A 17056-nucleotide genomic window follows, 5' to 3' on the forward strand; every position below is an offset into this window, starting at 1 on the left:
GGGAGCGGCCTCCGAGGCGGCCTCCTGCGACGCGGCCTCCTCCGACGCCGCCTCCGACGTGGTCTGCGCGGTACGTGACCTGGTCAAGACCTATCCGGCGGTACGCGGACGGCGCGGTGCCCCCGCCCTGCCCGAGACCCGCGCCACCGACGGGATCTGCCTGGACGTCCGGCGCGGCGAGATCTTCGGCCTGCTCGGCCCCAACGGCGCGGGCAAGTCCACCCTGGTCCGCCAGCTCACCGGGCTGCTGCGCCCCGACGCCGGCTCCGTGACCCTCCTCGGCCACGACCTCGTACGCCACCCCGAACGCGCGGCGCGGCTCCTCGCCTACCTGGGCCAGGAGTCCACCGCCCTGGACGAGCTCACGGTGGCACTGGCCGCCGAGACCACCGGTCGGCTGCGCGGACTGGCCGCCCGGCAGGCGCGGGCCGAACGGGACGACGTACTGGAGGAACTCGGGCTGACCGAGATCGCCGGGCGGCCCCTGAAGAAACTCTCCGGCGGACAGCGCCGGCTGGCCTGCTTCGCCGCCACCCTGGTGGGCGAACGGCCCGTCCTGGTCCTCGACGAGCCCACCACCGGCATGGATCCCGTCGCCCGCCGCGCGGTGTGGTCGGCCGTGGACCGGCGGCGCGCCCGGCACGGGGCCACCGTCCTGCTCGTCACCCACAACGTCATCGAGGCCGAGACGGTCCTCGACCGGGTCGCCGTCATCGACCAGGGCAAGGTCATCGCCTGCGACACCCCGGCCGGACTGAAGGCCAGGGTCTCCGGCGAGGTCCGGCTGGAGCTGGTGTGGCGCTCCGCCGCACCCCTGGACGTACCCGAGGTCGCGGCGCTCGCACCGCTGGCCGCCGAGTCGGGGCGCCGCTGGGTGCTGCGGCTGGCGCCCCAGGACGCCCGCGCCGCGGTCGCCGCGGTCACCGGGGGGCCGGCCTTCGCCGCCCTCGACGATTTCACGCTGGCCACGCCGAGCCTGGAGGACGTCTACCTGGCGCTCGGCGGGCGGATGAAGGGGCTGGTCAAGTCGTGACGACCGCCGCCGTCGCGGACGCCGCCCGCACCGCCGCCGAACTCGCACCGAAGGCGCGGTTCTTCCCCGCGCTCGCCGCCGTCTACCGGGCGCAGCTGTCCCGGGCCCGGGTGGCACGGATCCCGCTGCTCTTCGTGGCCACCTTCCAGTCCGTCGGCATCATGATCCTGATGCGCGGGGTCGTGGACGGCGGCTCGGAGGCCCGGGCCGTGGTCGCCGGGTCCTCGGTGCTCGTCGTCGCCTTCGTGGCGCTGAACCTGCTCGCGCAGTACTTCGGTCAGCTGCGGGCCGGCGGCGGACTCGACCACTACGCGACCCTGCCGGTGCCGCCCGCCTCGGTGGTGCTCGGCGCGGCCGCCGCGTACGCCTCCTTCACCCTCCCCGGAACGCTGGTCACCGCCGTCTTCGGATGCCTGCTCTTCGGACTCCCGATGGGAGGCCTGTGGATCCTCGCCGCCGTGGTGCCGCTGGCCGGGGCCGCGCTGGCCGGGCTCGGCGCGGCGCTGGGCCTGCTGGCGCCCCGGCAGGAGCTGGCCACGCTGGCCGGACAGCTCGGCATGTCGGCGGCCCTGCTGCTGGGGGTGCTGCCGCCGGAGCGGATGCCGGAGGTGATCGTGCGGGCGCGGGACCTGCTGCCCTCGACGTACGGGGTGGAGGCGTTCGCGCGCACCTTCGCCGCCGATCCGGACTGGGCGGCCGTCGCGATCGACCTCGGCGTGTGCGCCGGCGTCGGAGTCCTCTCACTGGCCCTCGCGACCTGGGCGTACCGGCGCGCGGCGGTCCGCTGACGCCGGCCCCGGTCGCACCTGGCACGATGTGGGGGTGACCGAAGCCGTGACCCCGCCGTCCCCGTTCGACCCGCCGTCGCTCCCGCCCGGTAAGCCCGGTGACGCCGCCCCGGTCGTCACCGCGCGGGACATCCGGGACGGGGCCGCCGTCGCCCTGCTGGTCGGTGCGGCCGGCGTGCTCCTCGGACTGCTGTGGGCATGGCTGGCCCCCCGCGCGCAGTACGTGTCCAACGGGCAGGCCGTCTTCCTGCGCAGCACCGAGAGCGAGGCGCGGATCGGCGCCGACGGGACGTTCTTCCTGCTCGGGGCGGGGCTGGGGGTGCTCAGCGCCGTCGCGGTGTTCCTGTGGCGCCGCCAGGGCGGTGTGCCGCTGGTGCTCGGACTCGGCATCGGATCGGTCTTCGCCGCGCTGGTGGGGTGGCGGCTCGGGCTGCGGCTCGGGCCCTCGCCCGACCTCGCGGCCTCCGCGCTCGATGCCGGCAAGGGCGTGCCCTTCGACGCGCCGCTCCAATTGCTCGCGCACGGGGTGCTGCTGGCCTGGCCGATGGTGGCCGTGGCCGTGCACCTGGGGCTGACGGCCCTGTGGTCGCCGCGGGAGGCGGAGCCCCTGCCCGAATGGGTCGCCGCCGACTGTCCGCCCCCGCACCTCCAAGCCGACCCGGCGGGGCCGCAGCCCTCTTCCTGACGCACGGCACCGGTCGTACGAGAGGCCGCCGTGCGGGGGCCGTCTGTACGAGGGCCCGCCCGGGGCCCGCCCGGACGGTTGCCCGCCCGCACGGGGAATCCGCCGTACGGGTCCGGGGCGCGGCGGCCGTGCCGGCGGCTACGGGCGGGCGATGGGGGCCACAACGGCCCCCGTCAGGGCCGCCAAATCCGCCGGCGCGAGCTCGACCTCCAGGCCCCGGCGCCCCGCCGAACAGCAGATCGTGGCATGCGCCGAGGCGGACGCGTCCACCACGGTGCGCAGCCGCTTGCGCTGCCCCAGCGGGGAGATGCCGCCGCGGACGTAGCCCGTGGTGCGCTCCGCGAGCGCCGGGTCCGCCATCGCGGCCCGCTTGCCGCCCACCGCCGTCGCCAGCGCCTTGAGGTCCAGTGAGCCGGACACCGGCACCACCGCCACCGTCAGGGCACCGTCCACGTCCGCCACGAGCGTCTTGAAGACCTGCTCGGGGGAGACGCCGAGCGCCTGCGCCGCCTCCTCCCCGTAGGAGGGATGGGCCGGGTCGTGCTCGTAGGCGTGCGTGGTGAACGCGACGCCCGCGGCCGTCAGGGCGGCGATCGCCGGAGTACCGGCCGCGCGCTTGGACTTCTTCGCCACCGCCGCGCCCTCAGTTCGGGCTCGTCGGCGCGCGGGTCAGGTCCACCGCCGGCAGGGACGGCAGATGGCGGATCACCGCCGTCTCCGCGCGCAGCAGCTTCAACTCCTCCGCCAACCGGGTCGCGGTGTCCGGCGCCTGCAGCAGCCGCTGCTTCGCCGGGATGTCCAGCACCGCCGCCGCGGCCACCAGGTACGAGACCACCGACGGCTCGTCGGGGAGCTCCACACCCGTCAGCGACCGCTCGCGCGCCCCGGCCAGCCGTTTCTGGTAGCTGCGGAAGGCCCGCAGGACCCCCTCCGCCAGCGCGCCCGCGCCCTCCCCCGAGTCCTCGGGGATCTCCTCCAGCTCGGCGGTCAGGAAGGGGCCCGAGGAGTCCACCGACAGCAACCGGACCCGGGTCGTCCCCGTCGCCAGGACCTCGAAGCTGCCGTCCTCCCGCTCCCGGACGGTCGCCGCGTCCGCGATGCACCCCATCCGGTGGAAGGCCTGGATCGGATCGGCGCCGAAGCCCGCGGCGGGGCCGCGTTCCGGCAGGGCCGTCTGGTCCGGCAGACCGGGCGCCGTCGGGGCCACCTCCCGGCCGTCGCGGATCGCGACGACCGCGAAACGCCTCGGCTCGTCCTCACCCGTCTTCAGCAGCTCGCGCATCATGGCGCGATAACGCTCCTCGAAGATGTTCAGCGGGAGGACGAGTCCCGGGAACAGCACCGAGTTCAGCGGGAAGAGGGGCAGGCGAACGGTGGTCACGAGGCACAGGGTAATGGCCCCGGAGCCGGCCCCGTCACCCCCGCCTCAGCGCCCGTGACGCGCCCGCCGCCACCGTCGTCGCCAGGATCCAGCCAAGGATGACCAGGGACGCCGCCCCCCACTGCCAGCTGCCCGTCAGCTTCCACCGCCCCTCCTGCCCCAGATCGATCACCGGGAGCAGCAGGTCCAGCGCGTACAGCGGGGCGCTCCACTGAGGGGACTCGTCGGCCTTGATCGGCGGCGGATCGTGCTGCGAGAACAGCAGCGTGCCCGCCGCCCACAGCACCGCCATCCACAGCGCGGCCCGCCCCGGGCGGTACCCGTAGACCACCGTCCAGTCCTGCAGGTGGCCCCACGCCCGGGCCGCGGGCGGCAGGGTCGGCCGCCGCCGGCGCTGCTTGGCCAGCAGTACCTCGCGCGCATCCGCGTCCTCACCACCGGCCCGCAGGACCGCCGCCAGCCGCTCGTACGGCTCCGGCGAGTACTCCGAAGTCGCCGCCTCCACCCAGGCCAGCCGCCGGGACAGGGGGAAGTGGCCCCGCGGCGCGAGGTTCTCGTAGACGAAGCCCTCGATGGACACCCGCCCCGGCCCCGGCCAGCTGGTGGAGGTGTCGACGAGCTTCACCACCTTGGCCCCCGAGACCACCACCCGCCCGCGCTCGGGCCGCTCGCCGACGAAACGGAACTCCGGGGTCTGGATCCGGCGCAGGGACATCTCCTGCTCGTCGGTGAACAGGAACCGCGCCCCGTAGAAGTCGATGGCGTCACCGAAACGGCCGTCGTCCAGCCGCAGCCCGCCCCGGCACTCGAACCGCGCCCGTTCGCCGCGCCCCGGCGTCAGCCGCACCCCGTACGGGGGAGTGGTGCTGTTCGACCCCGGGGCGGGCGCCAGGGCGATCGAGGTCAGGTACAGGGTCCGCTCGACCGTCAGCTGCGGGGCGTTCAGCGCGTACCGCCCGTACGGGTTGCTCAGCCGTGCCCCGCGCAGGTTCATCGACACCCCCACCTTCGCGCCCCGCAGGCTCACCTCCCCGTACGTCTCCAGCAGCTCGCCCTGGAAGTCCTGCGCCACCGACAACCCGTCCGCGGCGATCGCCCGGCCCTTGCTGTCCTGCTGCACCACCACCTGGCTGACCAGGAGGTCCGTGCCGATCTGCGCGTCGGTCAGCCGGATGCCCCGCGCGATCCGGCAGCGCGGCAGGTGCAGATCACCCTCGGTGTGCAGGCGCGCGGCCTCCAGCCTCGGGATCACGCAGTTGACCAGCCGCAGCGTGCCGAAGCGCGCCTCGGACAGCTGGATCTCGCTGTCGAAGCGGCAGGACTGGAGCTCCACGTACGGCTCGACGGTGCCGCCGGACAGATCCAGCCGCCCGGTGATCCGCGCCCCCCGCAGCTTGAGCGACGCCACCCGGCCCGGTACCGGCGGCGGCCCGTGGAGCAACAGCAGGGCCACCACCGAGGCCCGGACGGCGCGCCCGGGCCCCCACGTACGCTCGGAGTGCGGGTCGTCCTGCTCGGCCGCGCGCACGCTCAGATCACAGATGCCGCCGGTGCGGAACGCCTCCCACATGCGGCGTTCGGCGGCGCTGAGATCCGCCGGTTCCTCCCCCGCGCGTGCCTCGGCCATGGCGGTCCCCCTCCGCTCGCACCTATGTGTAGGGGAACGCTAACGGCCGTCCCCGACATCCACGGCGTGTATCAGCCAGTGATACGGGCGAACGGTGGCGTGATGCGGTCTGAGAGAATTGTGGGGTGATCTCTCGTATCGACCTGCGCGGTGACGCCCTCCCCGAGGGCGGCGCCCTGCGCGACCTGCTGCCCCGTGCCGAGTTCGACGTAGAAGCTGCCCTGGAGAAGGTGCGGCCCATCTGCGAGGACGTCCATCATCGCGGCACGGCGGCGCTGATCGAGTACGCGCGGAAGTTCGACGGGGTCGAGCTCGCGCAGGTGCGGGTACCCGCGGAGGCCATCAAGGCCGCCCTGGAGCAGCTCGACCCCGCCGTCCGCGCCGCCCTGGAGGAGTCGATCCGGCGCGCCCGGATCGTGCACCGCAACCAGCGCCGCACCGAGCACACCACCCAGGTGGTCCCCGGCGGCACCGTGACCGAGAAGTGGGTTCCGGTGGAGCGCGTGGGGCTGTACGCCCCGGGCGGCCGCTCGGTGTACCCCTCCTCCGTCGTCATGAACGTCGTCCCGGCGCAGGAGGCGGGCGTCGGCTCCATCGCGCTGGCCTCCCCGCCGCAGAAGGACTTCGGCGGGCTGCCGCACCCCACGATCCTGGCCGCGTGCGCGCTGCTCGGCGTGGACGAGGTGTACGCGGCCGGCGGGGCCGTCGCCGTCGCGATGTTCGCGTACGGAACCACCGGACCGGACGGGTGCCTCCCGGTGAACATGGTCACCGGCCCCGGCAACATCTGGGTCGCCGCCGCCAAGCGCTACTTCACCGGGAAGATCGGCATCGACACCGAGGCCGGCCCCACCGAGATCGCGGTCCTCGCCGACTCCACCGCCGACCCGGTGCACGTCGCCGCCGACCTGATCAGCCAGGCCGAGCACGACCCGCTGGCCGCGGCCGTCCTCGTCACCGACTCCGCGGAGCTCGCCGACGCCGTCGAGAAGGAGCTGGAGCCGCAGGTCGCCGCATCCAAGCACGTCGAGGACCGGATCAAGCCGGCCCTCGCCGGGAAGCAGTCCGCGATCGTGCTGGTCGACACCCTGGAGGACGGCCTCAAGGTCGTCGACGCGTACGGCGCCGAGCACCTGGAGATCCAGACGGCCGACGCGGCCGCCTGGGCCGCCCGCGTGCGCAACGCCGGCGCGATCTTCGTCGGCCCCTGGGCCCCGGTCTCGCTCGGCGACTACTGCGCCGGCTCGAACCACGTCCTGCCCACCGGCGGCTGCGCCTGCCACTCCTCCGGCCTGTCCGTCCAGTCCTTCCTGCGCGGCATCCACATCGTCGACTACACGCGCGACGCGCTGGCCGAGGTCACCCACCACGTGGTGACCCTCGCCGAGGCCGAGGACCTGCCCGCGCACGGCGCCGCGCTCAAGGCGCGCTTCGGATGGAAGGTGCCCCAGCAGTGAGCGCCGACATCGGAATCGACGACCTCCCCATCCGCGACGAGCTCCGCGGCAAGACACCGTACGGCGCCCCGCAGCTCGACGTACCCGTCCAGCTCAACACCAACGAGAACCCGTACGAGCTGCCCGAGGCGCTCGTCCGGCGCATCGCCGAGCGCGTCGCGGACGCCGCCCGCACCCTCAACCGCTATCCGGACCGGGACGCGGTCGAGCTGCGGACCCAGCTGGCCGCCTACCTCACCCGCACCGGCAAGCACCCGGTCGCGCGCGAGAACGTCTGGGCCGCCAACGGCTCCAACGAGGTCCTCCAGCAGCTGCTGCAGGCCTTCGGCGGACCCGGGCGCACCGCGATCGGCTTCGAGCCCTCGTACTCGATGCACGCCCTGATCGCGCGCGGCACCGGGACCGGCTGGATCTCCGGCCCGCGCCGCGAGGACTTCACCATCGACGTGGAGGCCGCGGAGCGGGCCATCGCCGAGCACACCCCCGACGTCGTCTTCATCACCTCGCCCAACAACCCCACCGGTACCGCCGTCGAGGCGGAGACCGTCCTCGCGCTGTACGAGGCCGCGCAGGCTGCCAAGCCCTCGCTGGTGATCGTCGACGAGGCCTACGTGGAGTTCAGCCACCGGGACTCGCTGCTGCCCCTCATCGAGGGCCGGCCGAACCTGGTGGTCTCCCGGACCATGTCCAAGGCCTTCGGCGCGGCCGGCCTGCGCCTGGGCTACCTGGCCGCCCACCCGGCCGTGGTCGACGCCGTCCAACTGGTGCGCCTGCCGTACCACCTGTCGGCCGTCACCCAGGCGACCGCCCTGGCCGCCCTGGAGCACACCGACACCCTGCTCGGCTACGTCGAGCAGCTCAAGGCCGAGCGGGACCGCCTCGTCGACGAGCTCCGGGCCCTCGGCCACGAGGTCACCGAGTCCGACGCGAACTTCATCCAGTTCGGGAAGTTCACGGACTCGCACACCGCTTGGCAGAAGATCCTCGACCAGGGCGTCCTGGTCCGGGACAACGGCGTGCCGGGCTGGCTGCGGGTCACCGCGGGCACCCCGGCCGAGAACGACGCGTTCCTGGAAGCGGTTCGCGCACTGAAGAAGGAGCAGCACGCATGAGCCGCATCGGACGGGTCGAACGGACCACGAAGGAGACCTCCGTCGTCGTCGAGATAAACCTCGACGGCACCGGCAAGGTCGACGTCGCGACGGGCGTGGGCTTCTACGACCACATGCTCGACCAGCTCGGCCGCCACGGCCTCTTCGACCTCACCGTCAAGACCGACGGCGACCTGCACATCGACACCCACCACACCATCGAGGACACCGCCCTCGCGCTCGGCGCCGCCTTCCGGCAGGCCCTCGGCGACAAGGTGGGCATCTACCGCTTCGGCAACTGCACCGTGCCGCTCGACGAGTCCCTCGCCCAGGTGACCGTCGACCTGTCCGGCCGCCCGTACCTCGTGCACACCGAGCCCGAGAACATGGCGCCGATGATCGGCACCTACGACACGACGATGACCCGGCACATCTTCGAGTCCTTCGTCGCGCAGGCCCAGATCGCCCTGCACATCCACGTCCCGTACGGCCGCAACGCCCACCACATCGTGGAGTGCCAGTTCAAGGCCCTCGCGCGCGCCCTGCGCTACGCCGCCGAGTTCGACCCGCGCGCGGCCGGCATCCTTCCGTCCACGAAGGGCGCCCTCTGATCGTGAACGGACTCAACACGATCCTGATCGTCCTCGGCCTCTTCCTGGCCGGAGGCGTCTACTCCTTCCAGAAGCAGCAGATGCCCAAATCGGTCGTCGTCCTGCTCGCCATCGGCTCCGTGATGTGCCTCGTCGCCGGAGTCCTGCGCATCCGAGGAATCTGGGAATGAGCACTGCCGCACCCACCAAGAAGGTCGTGGTCTTCGACTACGGCTTCGGCAACGTCCGCTCCGCCGAGCGCGCCCTCGCGCACGTCGGCGCCGACGTCGAGATCACCCGCGACTACGACAAGGCCATGGACGCGGACGGACTCCTCGTCCCCGGCGTCGGCGCCTTCTCCGCCTGCATGCAGGGACTCAAGGAGGCGCGCGGGGACTGGATCATCGGCCGCCGGCTCTCCGGCGGGCGCCCCGTCATGGGCATCTGCGTCGGCATGCAGATCCTCTTCGAGCGCGGCATCGAGCACGGCGTCGAGACCGAGGGCCTCGACGAGTGGCCCGGCACGGTCGGCCCGCTCAGGGCCCCGGTCGTCCCCCACATGGGCTGGAACACCGTCGACGCCCCCGCCGACAGCCAGGCCTTCGCGGGCCTCGACGCAGACGCCCGGTTCTACTTCGTCCACTCCTACGCGGCGCGCGAGTGGAGCCTGGAAGTCACCAACCCGCTGATCCGCGCCCCCAAGGTCACCTGGGCCACCCACGGCGAGCGCTTCGTCGCGGCGGTGGAGAACGGGGCCCTGTGGGCCACCCAGTTCCACCCCGAGAAGTCCGGCGACGCCGGCGCCCAGCTCCTCACCAACTGGATCGAGACCCTGTGATGACCGCACCCACGCTTGAGCTCCTCCCCGCGGTCGACGTCCGCGACGGGCAGGCCGTCCGCCTCGTGCACGGGGTGTCCGGCAGCGAGACCTCCTACGGCTCCCCGCTGGAGGCGGCTCTCGCCTGGCAGCGCGCCGGCGCCGAATGGCTGCACCTCGTCGACCTCGACGCCGCCTTCGGCACCGGCGACAACCGCGCCCTGGTCGCGGAGATCACCGGCGCCATGGACATCAAGGTGGAGCTGTCCGGCGGCATCCGCGACGACGCCTCGCTCGCCGCGGCCCTCGCCACCGGCTGCACCCGCGTCAACCTCGGCACCGCCGCCCTGGAGACCCCCGAGTGGGCCGCCCGGGCCATCGCCGAGCACGGCGACCGGATCGCGGTCGGCCTGGACGTGCGCGGCACCACCCTCAAGGGCCGCGGCTGGACCAGCGAGGGCGGCGACCTCTACGAGACCCTCGCGCGCCTGGACTCCGAGGGCTGCGCCCGGTACGTCGTCACCGACATCGGCAAGGACGGCACCCTCACCGGCCCCAATCTGGAGCTGCTGCGCAACGTCTGCGCCGCCACCGACCGGCCCGTCGTCGCCTCCGGCGGCATCTCCTCCCTGGACGACCTGCGGGCGCTGTCCGAGCTCGTCCCGCTGGGCGTCGAGGGCGCCATCGTCGGCAAGGCCCTGTACGCGAAGGCCTTCACCCTGGAAGAAGCACTGAAGGTGGTCTCCGCATGAGCTCCGACGCGATCCGCCGCATCTCCTCCGGCGGCCCCTACGAGGACGTCATCGCGTACTCCCGGGCCGTCCAGCTCCCCAACGGCCTCGTCCTCGTCTCCGGCTGCACCGCCGCCGACGCCGGCGGCCCGTACGACCAGGCGATCGCCGCCTTCGGCGTCGCCTTCAAGGCCCTCGCCCAGGCCGGTCTCGGCCCGGAGCACGTGGTCCGCACCCGCATGTACCTGACCCACGCCCGCGACGTGGACGACGTGGGCCGCGCCCACAAGGAGCTGTTCGACGCCGTCCGCCCCGCCGCGACGATGCTCATCGTCTCCGGCTTCGTCGACCCGAGCATGGTCGTCGAGGTGGAGGTCGAGGCGTACGGCCCGGTCCAGGAGGCCTCCGCATGACCCTCGCCGTACGGGTGATCCCCTGCCTTGACGTGGACAACGGCCGGGTCGTCAAGGGCGTCAACTTCCAGAACCTGCGCGACGCCGGCGACCCGGTCGAGATGGCCAAGCTGTACGACGCCGAGGGCGCCGACGAGCTGACCTTCCTCGACATCACCGCGTCCTCCGGGAACCGCGAGACCACCTACGACGTGGTGCGGCGGACCGCGGAGCAGGTCTTCATCCCGCTCACCGTGGGCGGCGGCGTCCGCGCCGCGGACGACGTGGACAAGCTGCTGCGCGCGGGCGCGGACAAGGTGGGCGTGAACACCGCCGCCATCGCCCGCCCCGATCTCATCCGGGAGATCGCGGAGCGCTTCGGCCGCCAGGTCCTCGTCCTGTCCGTGGACGCGCGCCGCACCGAGTCGGGTTCCTTCGAGGTCACCACGCACGGCGGGCGCCGGGGCACCGGCATCGACGCCGTCGAGTGGGCGCACCGGGCGGCCGAGCTGGGCGCCGGGGAGATCCTGCTGAACTCGATGGACGCCGACGGCACGAAGGACGGCTACGACACCCAGATGATCGCGGCCGTGCGCAAGCACGTCACCGTGCCGGTGATCGCCTCCGGCGGCGCCGGCGGGCTGGCGCACTTCGCGCCGGCGATCGACGCGGGCGCCGACGCGGTCCTGGCGGCGTCGGTGTTCCACTTCGGTGACCTGCGGATCTCCGAGGTCAAGTCCGCGCTGCGGGAAGCGGGCCACCCGGTCCGCTGACGGCCTCCGCCCCGACCGCCGCGGGCTCTGCCCGGCCCCGCGCCTCAATCGCCGGCGGGGCTGGGGTGCGCCCGGTCGGGGTCCGACCCGCGGCTCGGCTCGGGGTCCGGCCCGCGGCCCGACCGGCGGCTCGGCTCGGGGTCCGGCTCGGGCGTCGTCAGAGGCCCAGTGCGGCCGTCGACAATTCGGCGACGGCCGTCTTCTCGCCGTCCAGGGCCACAGCGGCAGCGTCCTGGCGGCCGAAGCAGAACAGCGTCAGCTCCCCCGGCTCCCCCGTCACCGTCACCACCGGCGTGCCCTTGCGCGCCACCGCCGTCTGGCCGTTCGGGCGCCGCAGGACCAGGCCCACCGGCGAGCGCCGCCCCGTCAGGCGGGACAGCTTCTCCAGGCGCGACCACAGCGCGTCCGAGAACACCGGGTCCAGTTCCCTCGGCGTCCAGTCCGGCTGCGCCCGCCGGACGTCCTCCGCGTGGACGTAGAACTCCACCGCGTTCGCCGCCTCGTCGATCTGCTTGAGCGCGTACACCGACATCCTCGGCGGCCCGGTGCGGATCAGCCGTACGAGCTCGTCGTACGGCTTGGCCCCGTACTCCGCCATCGCCCGGTCCAGGCGGTCCTTCAGCACGTTCAGCAGCAGCCCGCCCGCCGCGTCCGGCCGACGCTCCCGGACCACCACGTGCGCGGCCAGTTCACGGCAGGTCCAGCCGTCGCACAGCGTGGGGGCGTCCGGACCCGCCGCTTCCAACAGGTCCGCCAGCAACAGGCGTTCGCGCTTCGCATGGGTAGACATGCCGCTCAGCCTACGGCCGGAACCCGTCGTAGGGCTGCTCATCAGGCGGACAGGGATCCTTTCCGGGCATTCCCGACCGGCACAATGGCCCCATGAGTACGACCCCCCGCCCCGGCGGTCTCGACCCCGCCGTCGCCGAGCGCCTCAAGCGCTCCCCGGACGGCCTGGTACCGGCCATCGCCCAGCAGTACGACACCGGTGAGGTGCTGATGCTCGGCTGGATGGACGACGAGGCGCTGCACCGCACCCTGACCACCGGCCGCTGCACCTACTGGTCCCGCAGCCGCCAGGAGTACTGGGTCAAGGGTGATACTTCCGGCCACTTCCAGCACGTGAAGTCCGTCGCGCTCGACTGCGACGCCGACACCGTGCTCGTCAAGGTCGACCAGGTGGGGGCCGCCTGCCACACCGGCGCACGCACCTGCTTCGACGCCGATGTCCTGCTCAGTGACGCGAAATAGGTAGGGTCCCACGCCATGGATCTTGAGACGTTCCGCAAGCTCGCGCTCGACCGCCGCGTCATCCCCGTGAGCCGCAAGCTGCTGGCCGACGGGGACACTCCCGTCGGCCTCTACCGCAAGCTGGCCGCCGAACGCCCGGGCACCTTCCTGCTGGAGTCCGCGGAGAACGGGCGCTCCTGGTCCCGCTACTCCTTCGTGGGCGTGCGCAGCGACTCCACCCTGACCGTCCGGGACGGCCGGGCGCACTGGATCGGCACCCCGCCCGTCGGCGTACCCGTCGACGGCGACCCGCTCGAAGCCCTGCGCGCCACCGTCGAGGCCCTGCACACCCCCCGTGACCTGGCGGGCGGCATGCCGCCCTTCACCGGGGGCATGGTCGGCTACCTCGGCTACGACATCGTGCGCCGCCTGGAGCGCATCGGCGAGCACGGCGCGGACGACCTGCGGCTGCCCGAGCTGACGATGATGCTGACCTCCGACCTGGCGGTCATGGACCACTGGGACGGCACCGTCCAGCTCATCGCCAACGCCATCAACCACAACGACCTCGACTCGGGCGTGGACGAGGCGTACGCGGACGCCGTCGCCCGCCTCGACGCCATGGAGTCGGACCTCGCGCGGCCGGCCCCCTACGTGCCGGCCCCGCTGCCGGCCTCCGAGCTGCCGGAGTTCTCCGCGCTGTGGGGCGGCGAGAAGTACCGCAGCGCCGTCGAGGACATCAAGGAGCGGATCCGGGCCGGCGAGGCCTTCCAGGTGGTGCCCTCGCAGCGGTTCGAGACCCCCTGCCACGCCTCGGCGCTGGACGTCTACCGGGTGCTGCGGGCCACCAACCCGTCCCCGTACATGTACCTCTTCCGCTTCGAGGACGGCTTCGACGTGGTCGGCTCCAGCCCCGAGGCGCTGGTGAAGGTCGAGGACGGGCGGGCGATGGTCCACCCGATCGCCGGTACCCGCCACCGGGGCGCGACCCCGCAGGAGGACAACGACCTCGCCGAGGAGCTGCTGGCCGACCCGAAGGAGCGCGCCGAGCACCTGATGCTCGTCGACCTGGGCCGCAACGACCTGGGCCGGGTCTGCGAGCCGGGCTCCGTGGAGGTCGTGGACTTCATGGGCATCGAGCGGTACTCCCACGTCATGCACATCGTGTCCACCGTCACCGGCCGGGTCGCCGAGGGCAGGACGGCCTTCGACGTGCTCACGGCCTGCTTCCCGGCCGGCACCCTCTCCGGCGCGCCGAAGCCCCGCGCGATGCAGATCATCGAGGAGCTGGAGCCGTCCCGCCGGGGCCTGTACGGGGGCTGCGTGGGCTACCTGGACTTCGCCGGGGACTCCGACACGGCCATCGCGATCCGCACCGCGCTGCTGCGCGACGGGACGGCGTACGTCCAGGCGGGCGCCGGGGTCGTCGCCGACTCGGTGCCGGAGCTGGAGGACGCGGAATGCCGGAACAAGGCCGCCGCGGTGCTGCGCGCGGTGGGTGCGGCGAACCGCCTCCACAGCTCCTGAGGGCGTAGGGGATAGTGGGGTACGTGAGTGCCGTACCCCCGCCCCGAAACGATTCCGCCCCGGAGCCCCCCGAGGCCGAGGCGCCCGATGCCGGGAGCCCCGCGTCCGGCGGCCGCCGCAGCGTGGCCGTCGCCCTGCTGCTCGGCACGCTCGGTGCCACCGTCGTGCTGCTCGCCTCCGGCCGGACCTGGGCCCGGGGCACCGCCGCCGTCGGAGGCGGTTCGCTGCCGCTGACCGCGGACGGGCGGGCCGTCACCGGTCTCCCCGCCGCGCTGGCCATCGTGGGGCTCGCCGCCCTGGTCGCCGTTTTCGCCGTCCGGGGCAGGGGTCGGCTGCTGGTCTCCGGGCTGCTCGCGCTCAGCGGCCTGGGCGCCGGGCTCGCCGCCGTGCTCGGCGCGGACGGCCGCAGCGCCCTGGACGCGGAGGCCGCCCGCACCACGGCGGACACCGCCGCACGGGTGGCGGGCCTGACCCAGACGGCGTGGCCGCACGTCACGGCGGCCGGTGCGGCCCTGATCCTGATCGCCGGACTGCTGGCGTTGCGCTTCGGGCGCGGCTGGCCCTCGATGGGCGGCCGCTACGAGCGGGACGGCAGCCCCCGACCGCGCAGGCCGGCGGCGGTGGACCCGGACCGGCCCGAGGACCTGTGGAAGGCTCTGGACCGGGGCGAGGACCCGACCCGCTGAGGCGAGCCCACCGGTACGGGCCCCGGCGGTACGGCCCGGGGCCGGGATCGTCGCCCCGGCCCGCGCACCGACCCCCCTGGGCGGGGACCCCGCCCGGTGCGGGACAATGACACCGAGCGTTCGACACAGCACGTGCGACAGAGCAAACGAGGAGCAACTCATGGCGGGCACTAGCCACGGACACACCCCGGCCGCCTGGACCGGTGTCATCATCGCCTTCATCGGTTTCTGCATCTCCGGCGCCTTCATGGTGCTGGCGAACCCGCTCGGCTTCTACGCCGGTCTCGTCGTCGTCGTTCTCGGCGGTGTCGTCGGCATGGCGATGCGGGCCGCGGGCATGGGCGCGCCCAAGGCCCCCCACAAGGACCTCGCCGAGGTCATCGCCGCGGCCAAGGTCCCGGCCAAGGTCTGAGACGTCCGAGCGGCCGAAAGGCGCGGCCCCGCCGGGCTGCGCCTTTTGTCATGATCGGAGACAATCGCCGGGTGGACGCCCCGCACACCCCTGATCCCGCGCCGCCGACGGCGGCCCCGGCGCCGTACGATTCCGGGCCGACGGCGGCCCCCGCGCCGTACGCGCCCGCCGTCCGAGCCTCCCGGGCGCGGCGGCTGGCCGCCCCGGCGCTCACCCTGGCGGGGGCCGTCGCGGCCTTCGCGTACGTGGGCGCAGTGGACCCGAACGAGCCCGGCCACTACCCGGTGTGCCCGCTGCTGAGGCTGACCGGCATCCTCTGCCCCGGCTGCGGCGGCCTGCGCAGCGCCCACGCGTTCGCCCACGGCGATCTGCTCGCGGCTCTCGGGGCGAATGCCCTCGCCGTCATCGGCTACTTCGCCTTCGCGGGGTTCACGGCCCTGTGGCTGGTTCGGGCCTACCGGGGCGGGGCCGTTCCCCGGCTCGCCCTGAGGCCTCCGTACTGGTGGGCCCTCGCCGTGGTGGCCGCGGTGTTCGCCGTGGTCCGGAATCTTTCTTTCGGGTCGGCGCTGGCCCCCTGAGTCCCGTGCGGGGCCCGGATGAAGCCCGGGTTCCGCATGTCCAGGTACTGGGACGCCCTCCCGCACGTGCGGAGACCGTGGCGACCTGCGGATACCATTTGAGTGCTGACCTTGCGGTGGTACGTGTCCGCAAGGCGGCCGACCGTCATCGACCCGGAAGGGGGCCGCTCGCGTGAGTGTGCTCGACGAGATCATCGAAGGGGTCCGCGAAGACCTTGCCGAACGGCAGGCCCGCGTGAGCCTCGACGAGCTCAAGGAGCGTGCCGCCAAGGCGCCCCAGGCCAAGGACGGCGTCGCCGCACTGCGCGGCGACAGCGTCAAGGTGATCTGCGAGGTCAAGCGCTCCAGCCCGTCGAAGGGCGCGCTGGCCGCGATCGCCGATCCCGCCGCGCTCGCCGCCGACTACGAGGCGGGCGGTGCGGCGGTCATCTCCGTCCTCACCGAGCAGCGTCGTTTCGGCGGCTCGCTGGCCGACCTGGAGGCCGTCCGCGCACGCGTGGACATCCCGATCCTGCGCAAGGACTTCATCGTCACGGCGTACCAGCTCTGGGAGGCCCGCGCCTACGGCGCCGACCTCGCGCTGCTGATCGTCGCGGCCCTGGACCAGGAGGCGCTCGTCTCCCTCATCGAGCGGGCCGAGTCCATCGGCCTCACCCCGCTCGTCGAGGTCCACGACGAGGAAGAGGTCGAGCGCGCCGTCGACGCCGGCGCCAGGATCATCGGCGTCAACGCCCGCAACCTCAAGGACCTCAAGGTCGACCGCTCCACCTTCGAGCGCGTCGTCCAGGAGATCCCGGCCCACATCGTGAAGGTCGCCGAGTCCGGCATCCGCGGACCGCACGACCTGATCGCCTACGCCAACGAGGGCGCCGACGCGGTCCTCGTCGGGGAGTCCCTGGTCACCGGCCGCGACCCGAAGTCGGCCGTGGCCGACCTCGTCGCCGCCGGCGCCCACCCCGCCCTGCGCCACGGGCGGAGCTGACCCTCCCGTGCCCCACGACCGTCCCCTCGTCCGCACCCGACCCGGCCGCCGCGGCCCGGTCGACGTGCCGACGGCGCACGCGCCCCTGGCGCGCGGCTGCCGCCCCCGCGGCTGCCGCGCCCCGGCCCGGCGCGTGCACGGGCGGCGGGTGCGGTACGTGATCGGCTCCGAGCCGGGGCAGGTCAACGGCATGCGATGGCGCCGCGGAGACGCGCTGTAACGAGGGGACGCCGCGCGGCGAACGCCGCGCCGCTCCCGTACGGCCCGCCGCCCGAG

22 protein-coding genes are annotated in these 17056 nt (G+C 73.6%); 18 read left to right on the forward strand and 4 right to left on the reverse strand.

What is annotated here, in order from left to right:
- Positions 1 to 58 precede the first annotated feature (58 nt).
- The 3 genes from ACWFQ8_RS11565 to ACWFQ8_RS11575 are packed head-to-tail and all read left to right on the forward strand — an operon-like array spanning position 59 to position 2506.
- The gene (locus ACWFQ8_RS11565) at positions 59 to 1033 is read left to right on the forward strand and encodes an ABC transporter ATP-binding protein (protein ID WP_453786053.1); all 975 of its coding nucleotides are present in this window, start codon (positions 59 to 61) and stop codon (positions 1031 to 1033) included.
- A complete protein-coding gene (locus tag ACWFQ8_RS11570) occupies positions 1030 to 1821 on the forward strand; it encodes an ABC transporter permease (protein WP_453785981.1) in 792 nt (263 codons plus the stop codon). The genes ACWFQ8_RS11565 and ACWFQ8_RS11570 overlap by 4 nt, the downstream gene beginning before the upstream one ends.
- Positions 1822 to 1855: 34 nt before the next feature.
- Positions 1856 to 2506 (forward strand): hypothetical protein, encoded by a 651-nt coding sequence (locus ACWFQ8_RS11575; protein WP_453785982.1) that lies wholly within the window; start codon positions 1856 to 1858, stop codon positions 2504 to 2506.
- A 138-nt stretch (positions 2507 to 2644) separates the two neighbouring features.
- Here ACWFQ8_RS11575 and ybaK read toward each other — a convergent pair whose 3' ends face one another.
- From ybaK to ACWFQ8_RS11590, 3 genes are read right to left on the reverse strand one after another with little or no spacing between them, the layout of a single operon-like run.
- Complete coding sequence (gene ybaK, locus ACWFQ8_RS11580) at positions 2645 to 3139, reverse strand: Cys-tRNA(Pro) deacylase (RefSeq protein WP_453785983.1); 495 nt, start codon at positions 3137 to 3139, stop codon at positions 2645 to 2647.
- A 10-nt stretch (positions 3140 to 3149) separates the two neighbouring features.
- Positions 3150 to 3887 (reverse strand): LON peptidase substrate-binding domain-containing protein, encoded by a 738-nt coding sequence (locus ACWFQ8_RS11585; RefSeq protein ID WP_453785984.1) that lies wholly within the window; start codon positions 3885 to 3887, stop codon positions 3150 to 3152.
- A 34-nt stretch (positions 3888 to 3921) separates the two neighbouring features.
- Positions 3922 to 5514, reverse strand: coding sequence for an oxidoreductase (locus ACWFQ8_RS11590; protein ID WP_453785985.1), 1593 nt, complete (start codon positions 5512 to 5514; stop codon positions 3922 to 3924).
- 125 nt (positions 5515 to 5639) lie between these two features.
- Between ACWFQ8_RS11590 and hisD the strand changes: the two genes are divergently transcribed.
- From hisD to hisF, 8 genes are read left to right on the forward strand one after another with little or no spacing between them, the layout of a single operon-like run.
- Complete coding sequence (hisD, locus tag ACWFQ8_RS11595) at positions 5640 to 6971, forward strand: histidinol dehydrogenase (RefSeq protein WP_453785986.1); 1332 nt, start codon at positions 5640 to 5642, stop codon at positions 6969 to 6971.
- Positions 6950 to 8083: a histidinol-phosphate transaminase gene (locus ACWFQ8_RS11600; RefSeq protein WP_453785987.1), complete on the forward strand. Its 1134-nt coding sequence runs from the start codon at positions 6950 to 6952 to the stop codon at positions 8081 to 8083. The genes hisD and ACWFQ8_RS11600 overlap by 22 nt, the downstream gene beginning before the upstream one ends.
- The gene (gene hisB, locus ACWFQ8_RS11605) at positions 8080 to 8673 is read left to right on the forward strand and encodes an imidazoleglycerol-phosphate dehydratase HisB (protein WP_384539379.1); all 594 of its coding nucleotides are present in this window, start codon (positions 8080 to 8082) and stop codon (positions 8671 to 8673) included. Before ACWFQ8_RS11600 ends, hisB begins: the two co-directional genes overlap by 4 nt.
- Before the next feature lie 2 nt (positions 8674 to 8675).
- Entirely contained in the window at positions 8676 to 8843 is a 168-nt protein-coding gene (locus ACWFQ8_RS11610; RefSeq protein WP_453785988.1) for a hypothetical protein, read from the forward strand.
- Positions 8840 to 9490 (forward strand): imidazole glycerol phosphate synthase subunit HisH, encoded by a 651-nt coding sequence (gene hisH, locus ACWFQ8_RS11615; RefSeq protein ID WP_453785989.1) that lies wholly within the window; start codon positions 8840 to 8842, stop codon positions 9488 to 9490. The genes ACWFQ8_RS11610 and hisH overlap by 4 nt, the downstream gene beginning before the upstream one ends.
- A complete protein-coding gene (gene priA, locus ACWFQ8_RS11620; RefSeq protein WP_453785990.1) occupies positions 9490 to 10221 on the forward strand; it encodes a bifunctional 1-(5-phosphoribosyl)-5-((5-phosphoribosylamino)methylideneamino)imidazole-4-carboxamide isomerase/phosphoribosylanthranilate isomerase PriA in 732 nt (243 codons plus the stop codon). Before hisH ends, priA begins: the two co-directional genes overlap by 1 nt.
- Positions 10218 to 10613 (forward strand): RidA family protein, encoded by a 396-nt coding sequence (locus ACWFQ8_RS11625; RefSeq protein WP_453785991.1) that lies wholly within the window; start codon positions 10218 to 10220, stop codon positions 10611 to 10613. The genes priA and ACWFQ8_RS11625 overlap by 4 nt, the downstream gene beginning before the upstream one ends.
- Positions 10610 to 11365 (forward strand): imidazole glycerol phosphate synthase subunit HisF, encoded by a 756-nt coding sequence (gene hisF / locus ACWFQ8_RS11630; RefSeq protein ID WP_453785992.1) that lies wholly within the window; start codon positions 10610 to 10612, stop codon positions 11363 to 11365. Before ACWFQ8_RS11625 ends, hisF begins: the two co-directional genes overlap by 4 nt.
- 157 nt (positions 11366 to 11522) lie before the next feature.
- Here hisF and ACWFQ8_RS11635 read toward each other — a convergent pair whose 3' ends face one another.
- Positions 11523 to 12155: a TIGR03085 family metal-binding protein gene (locus tag ACWFQ8_RS11635; protein ID WP_453785993.1), complete on the reverse strand. Its 633-nt coding sequence runs from the start codon at positions 12153 to 12155 to the stop codon at positions 11523 to 11525.
- A gap of 92 nt (positions 12156 to 12247) precedes the next feature.
- On the opposite strand from ACWFQ8_RS11635, the gene hisI reads away from it, so the two are divergent.
- From hisI to trpM, 7 genes are all read left to right on the forward strand, one after another.
- The gene (hisI, locus tag ACWFQ8_RS11640) at positions 12248 to 12616 is read left to right on the forward strand and encodes a phosphoribosyl-AMP cyclohydrolase (RefSeq protein ID WP_453785994.1); all 369 of its coding nucleotides are present in this window, start codon (positions 12248 to 12250) and stop codon (positions 12614 to 12616) included.
- A gap of 15 nt (positions 12617 to 12631) precedes the next feature.
- The gene (locus ACWFQ8_RS11645; RefSeq protein WP_453785995.1) at positions 12632 to 14122 is read left to right on the forward strand and encodes an anthranilate synthase component I; all 1491 of its coding nucleotides are present in this window, start codon (positions 12632 to 12634) and stop codon (positions 14120 to 14122) included.
- A 14-nt stretch (positions 14123 to 14136) separates the two neighbouring features.
- On the forward strand, positions 14137 to 14808 hold the full coding sequence (locus tag ACWFQ8_RS11650) for a TIGR02234 family membrane protein (RefSeq protein WP_453785996.1): 672 nt from the start codon (positions 14137 to 14139) through the stop codon (positions 14806 to 14808).
- Between the two features lie 160 nt (positions 14809 to 14968).
- Positions 14969 to 15220, forward strand: coding sequence for an HGxxPAAW family protein (locus tag ACWFQ8_RS11655; RefSeq protein WP_453785997.1), 252 nt, complete (start codon positions 14969 to 14971; stop codon positions 15218 to 15220).
- Positions 15221 to 15270: 50 nt separating this feature from the next.
- Complete coding sequence (locus ACWFQ8_RS11660; RefSeq protein ID WP_453785998.1) at positions 15271 to 15798, forward strand: DUF2752 domain-containing protein; 528 nt, start codon at positions 15271 to 15273, stop codon at positions 15796 to 15798.
- Between the two features lie 172 nt (positions 15799 to 15970).
- Positions 15971 to 16780, forward strand: a complete 810-nt coding sequence (trpC, locus tag ACWFQ8_RS11665; protein ID WP_453785999.1) for an indole-3-glycerol phosphate synthase TrpC — start codon at positions 15971 to 15973, stop codon at positions 16778 to 16780.
- A 64-nt stretch (positions 16781 to 16844) separates the two neighbouring features.
- Entirely contained in the window at positions 16845 to 17000 is a 156-nt protein-coding gene (trpM, locus tag ACWFQ8_RS11670; protein ID WP_398666751.1) for a tryptophan biosynthesis modulator TrpM, read from the forward strand.
- Positions 17001 to 17056 lie beyond the last annotated feature (56 nt).

The sequence above is a fragment of the Streptomyces sp. NPDC055254 genome (assembly GCF_053606025.1).

Excerpts from the sequence above, each read along its gene's own strand:
- ACWFQ8_RS11635 (WP_453785993.1), bottom strand. The coding sequence starts at position 12,155 with ATGTCTACCCATGCGAAGCGCGAACGCCTGTTGCTGGCGGACCTGTTG.
- ACWFQ8_RS11625 (WP_453785991.1), top strand. The coding sequence starts at position 10,218 with ATGAGCTCCGACGCGATCCGCCGCATCTCCTCCGGCGGCCCCTACGAG.
- ACWFQ8_RS11600 (WP_453785987.1), top strand. The coding sequence starts at position 6,950 with ATGGAAGGTGCCCCAGCAGTGAGCGCCGACATCGGAATCGACGACCTC.
- hisB (WP_384539379.1), top strand. The coding sequence starts at position 8,080 with ATGAGCCGCATCGGACGGGTCGAACGGACCACGAAGGAGACCTCCGTC.
- ACWFQ8_RS11645 (WP_453785995.1), top strand. The coding sequence starts at position 12,632 with ATGGATCTTGAGACGTTCCGCAAGCTCGCGCTCGACCGCCGCGTCATC.
- hisI (WP_453785994.1), top strand. The coding sequence starts at position 12,248 with ATGAGTACGACCCCCCGCCCCGGCGGTCTCGACCCCGCCGTCGCCGAG.
- priA (WP_453785990.1), top strand. The coding sequence starts at position 9,490 with ATGACCGCACCCACGCTTGAGCTCCTCCCCGCGGTCGACGTCCGCGAC.
- ACWFQ8_RS11660 (WP_453785998.1), top strand. The coding sequence starts at position 15,271 with ATGATCGGAGACAATCGCCGGGTGGACGCCCCGCACACCCCTGATCCC.
- hisF (WP_453785992.1), top strand. The coding sequence starts at position 10,610 with ATGACCCTCGCCGTACGGGTGATCCCCTGCCTTGACGTGGACAACGGC.
- hisH (WP_453785989.1), top strand. The coding sequence starts at position 8,840 with ATGAGCACTGCCGCACCCACCAAGAAGGTCGTGGTCTTCGACTACGGC.
- ACWFQ8_RS11655 (WP_453785997.1), top strand. The coding sequence starts at position 14,969 with ATGGCGGGCACTAGCCACGGACACACCCCGGCCGCCTGGACCGGTGTC.
- ACWFQ8_RS11590 (WP_453785985.1), bottom strand. The coding sequence starts at position 5,514 with ATGGCCGAGGCACGCGCGGGGGAGGAACCGGCGGATCTCAGCGCCGCC.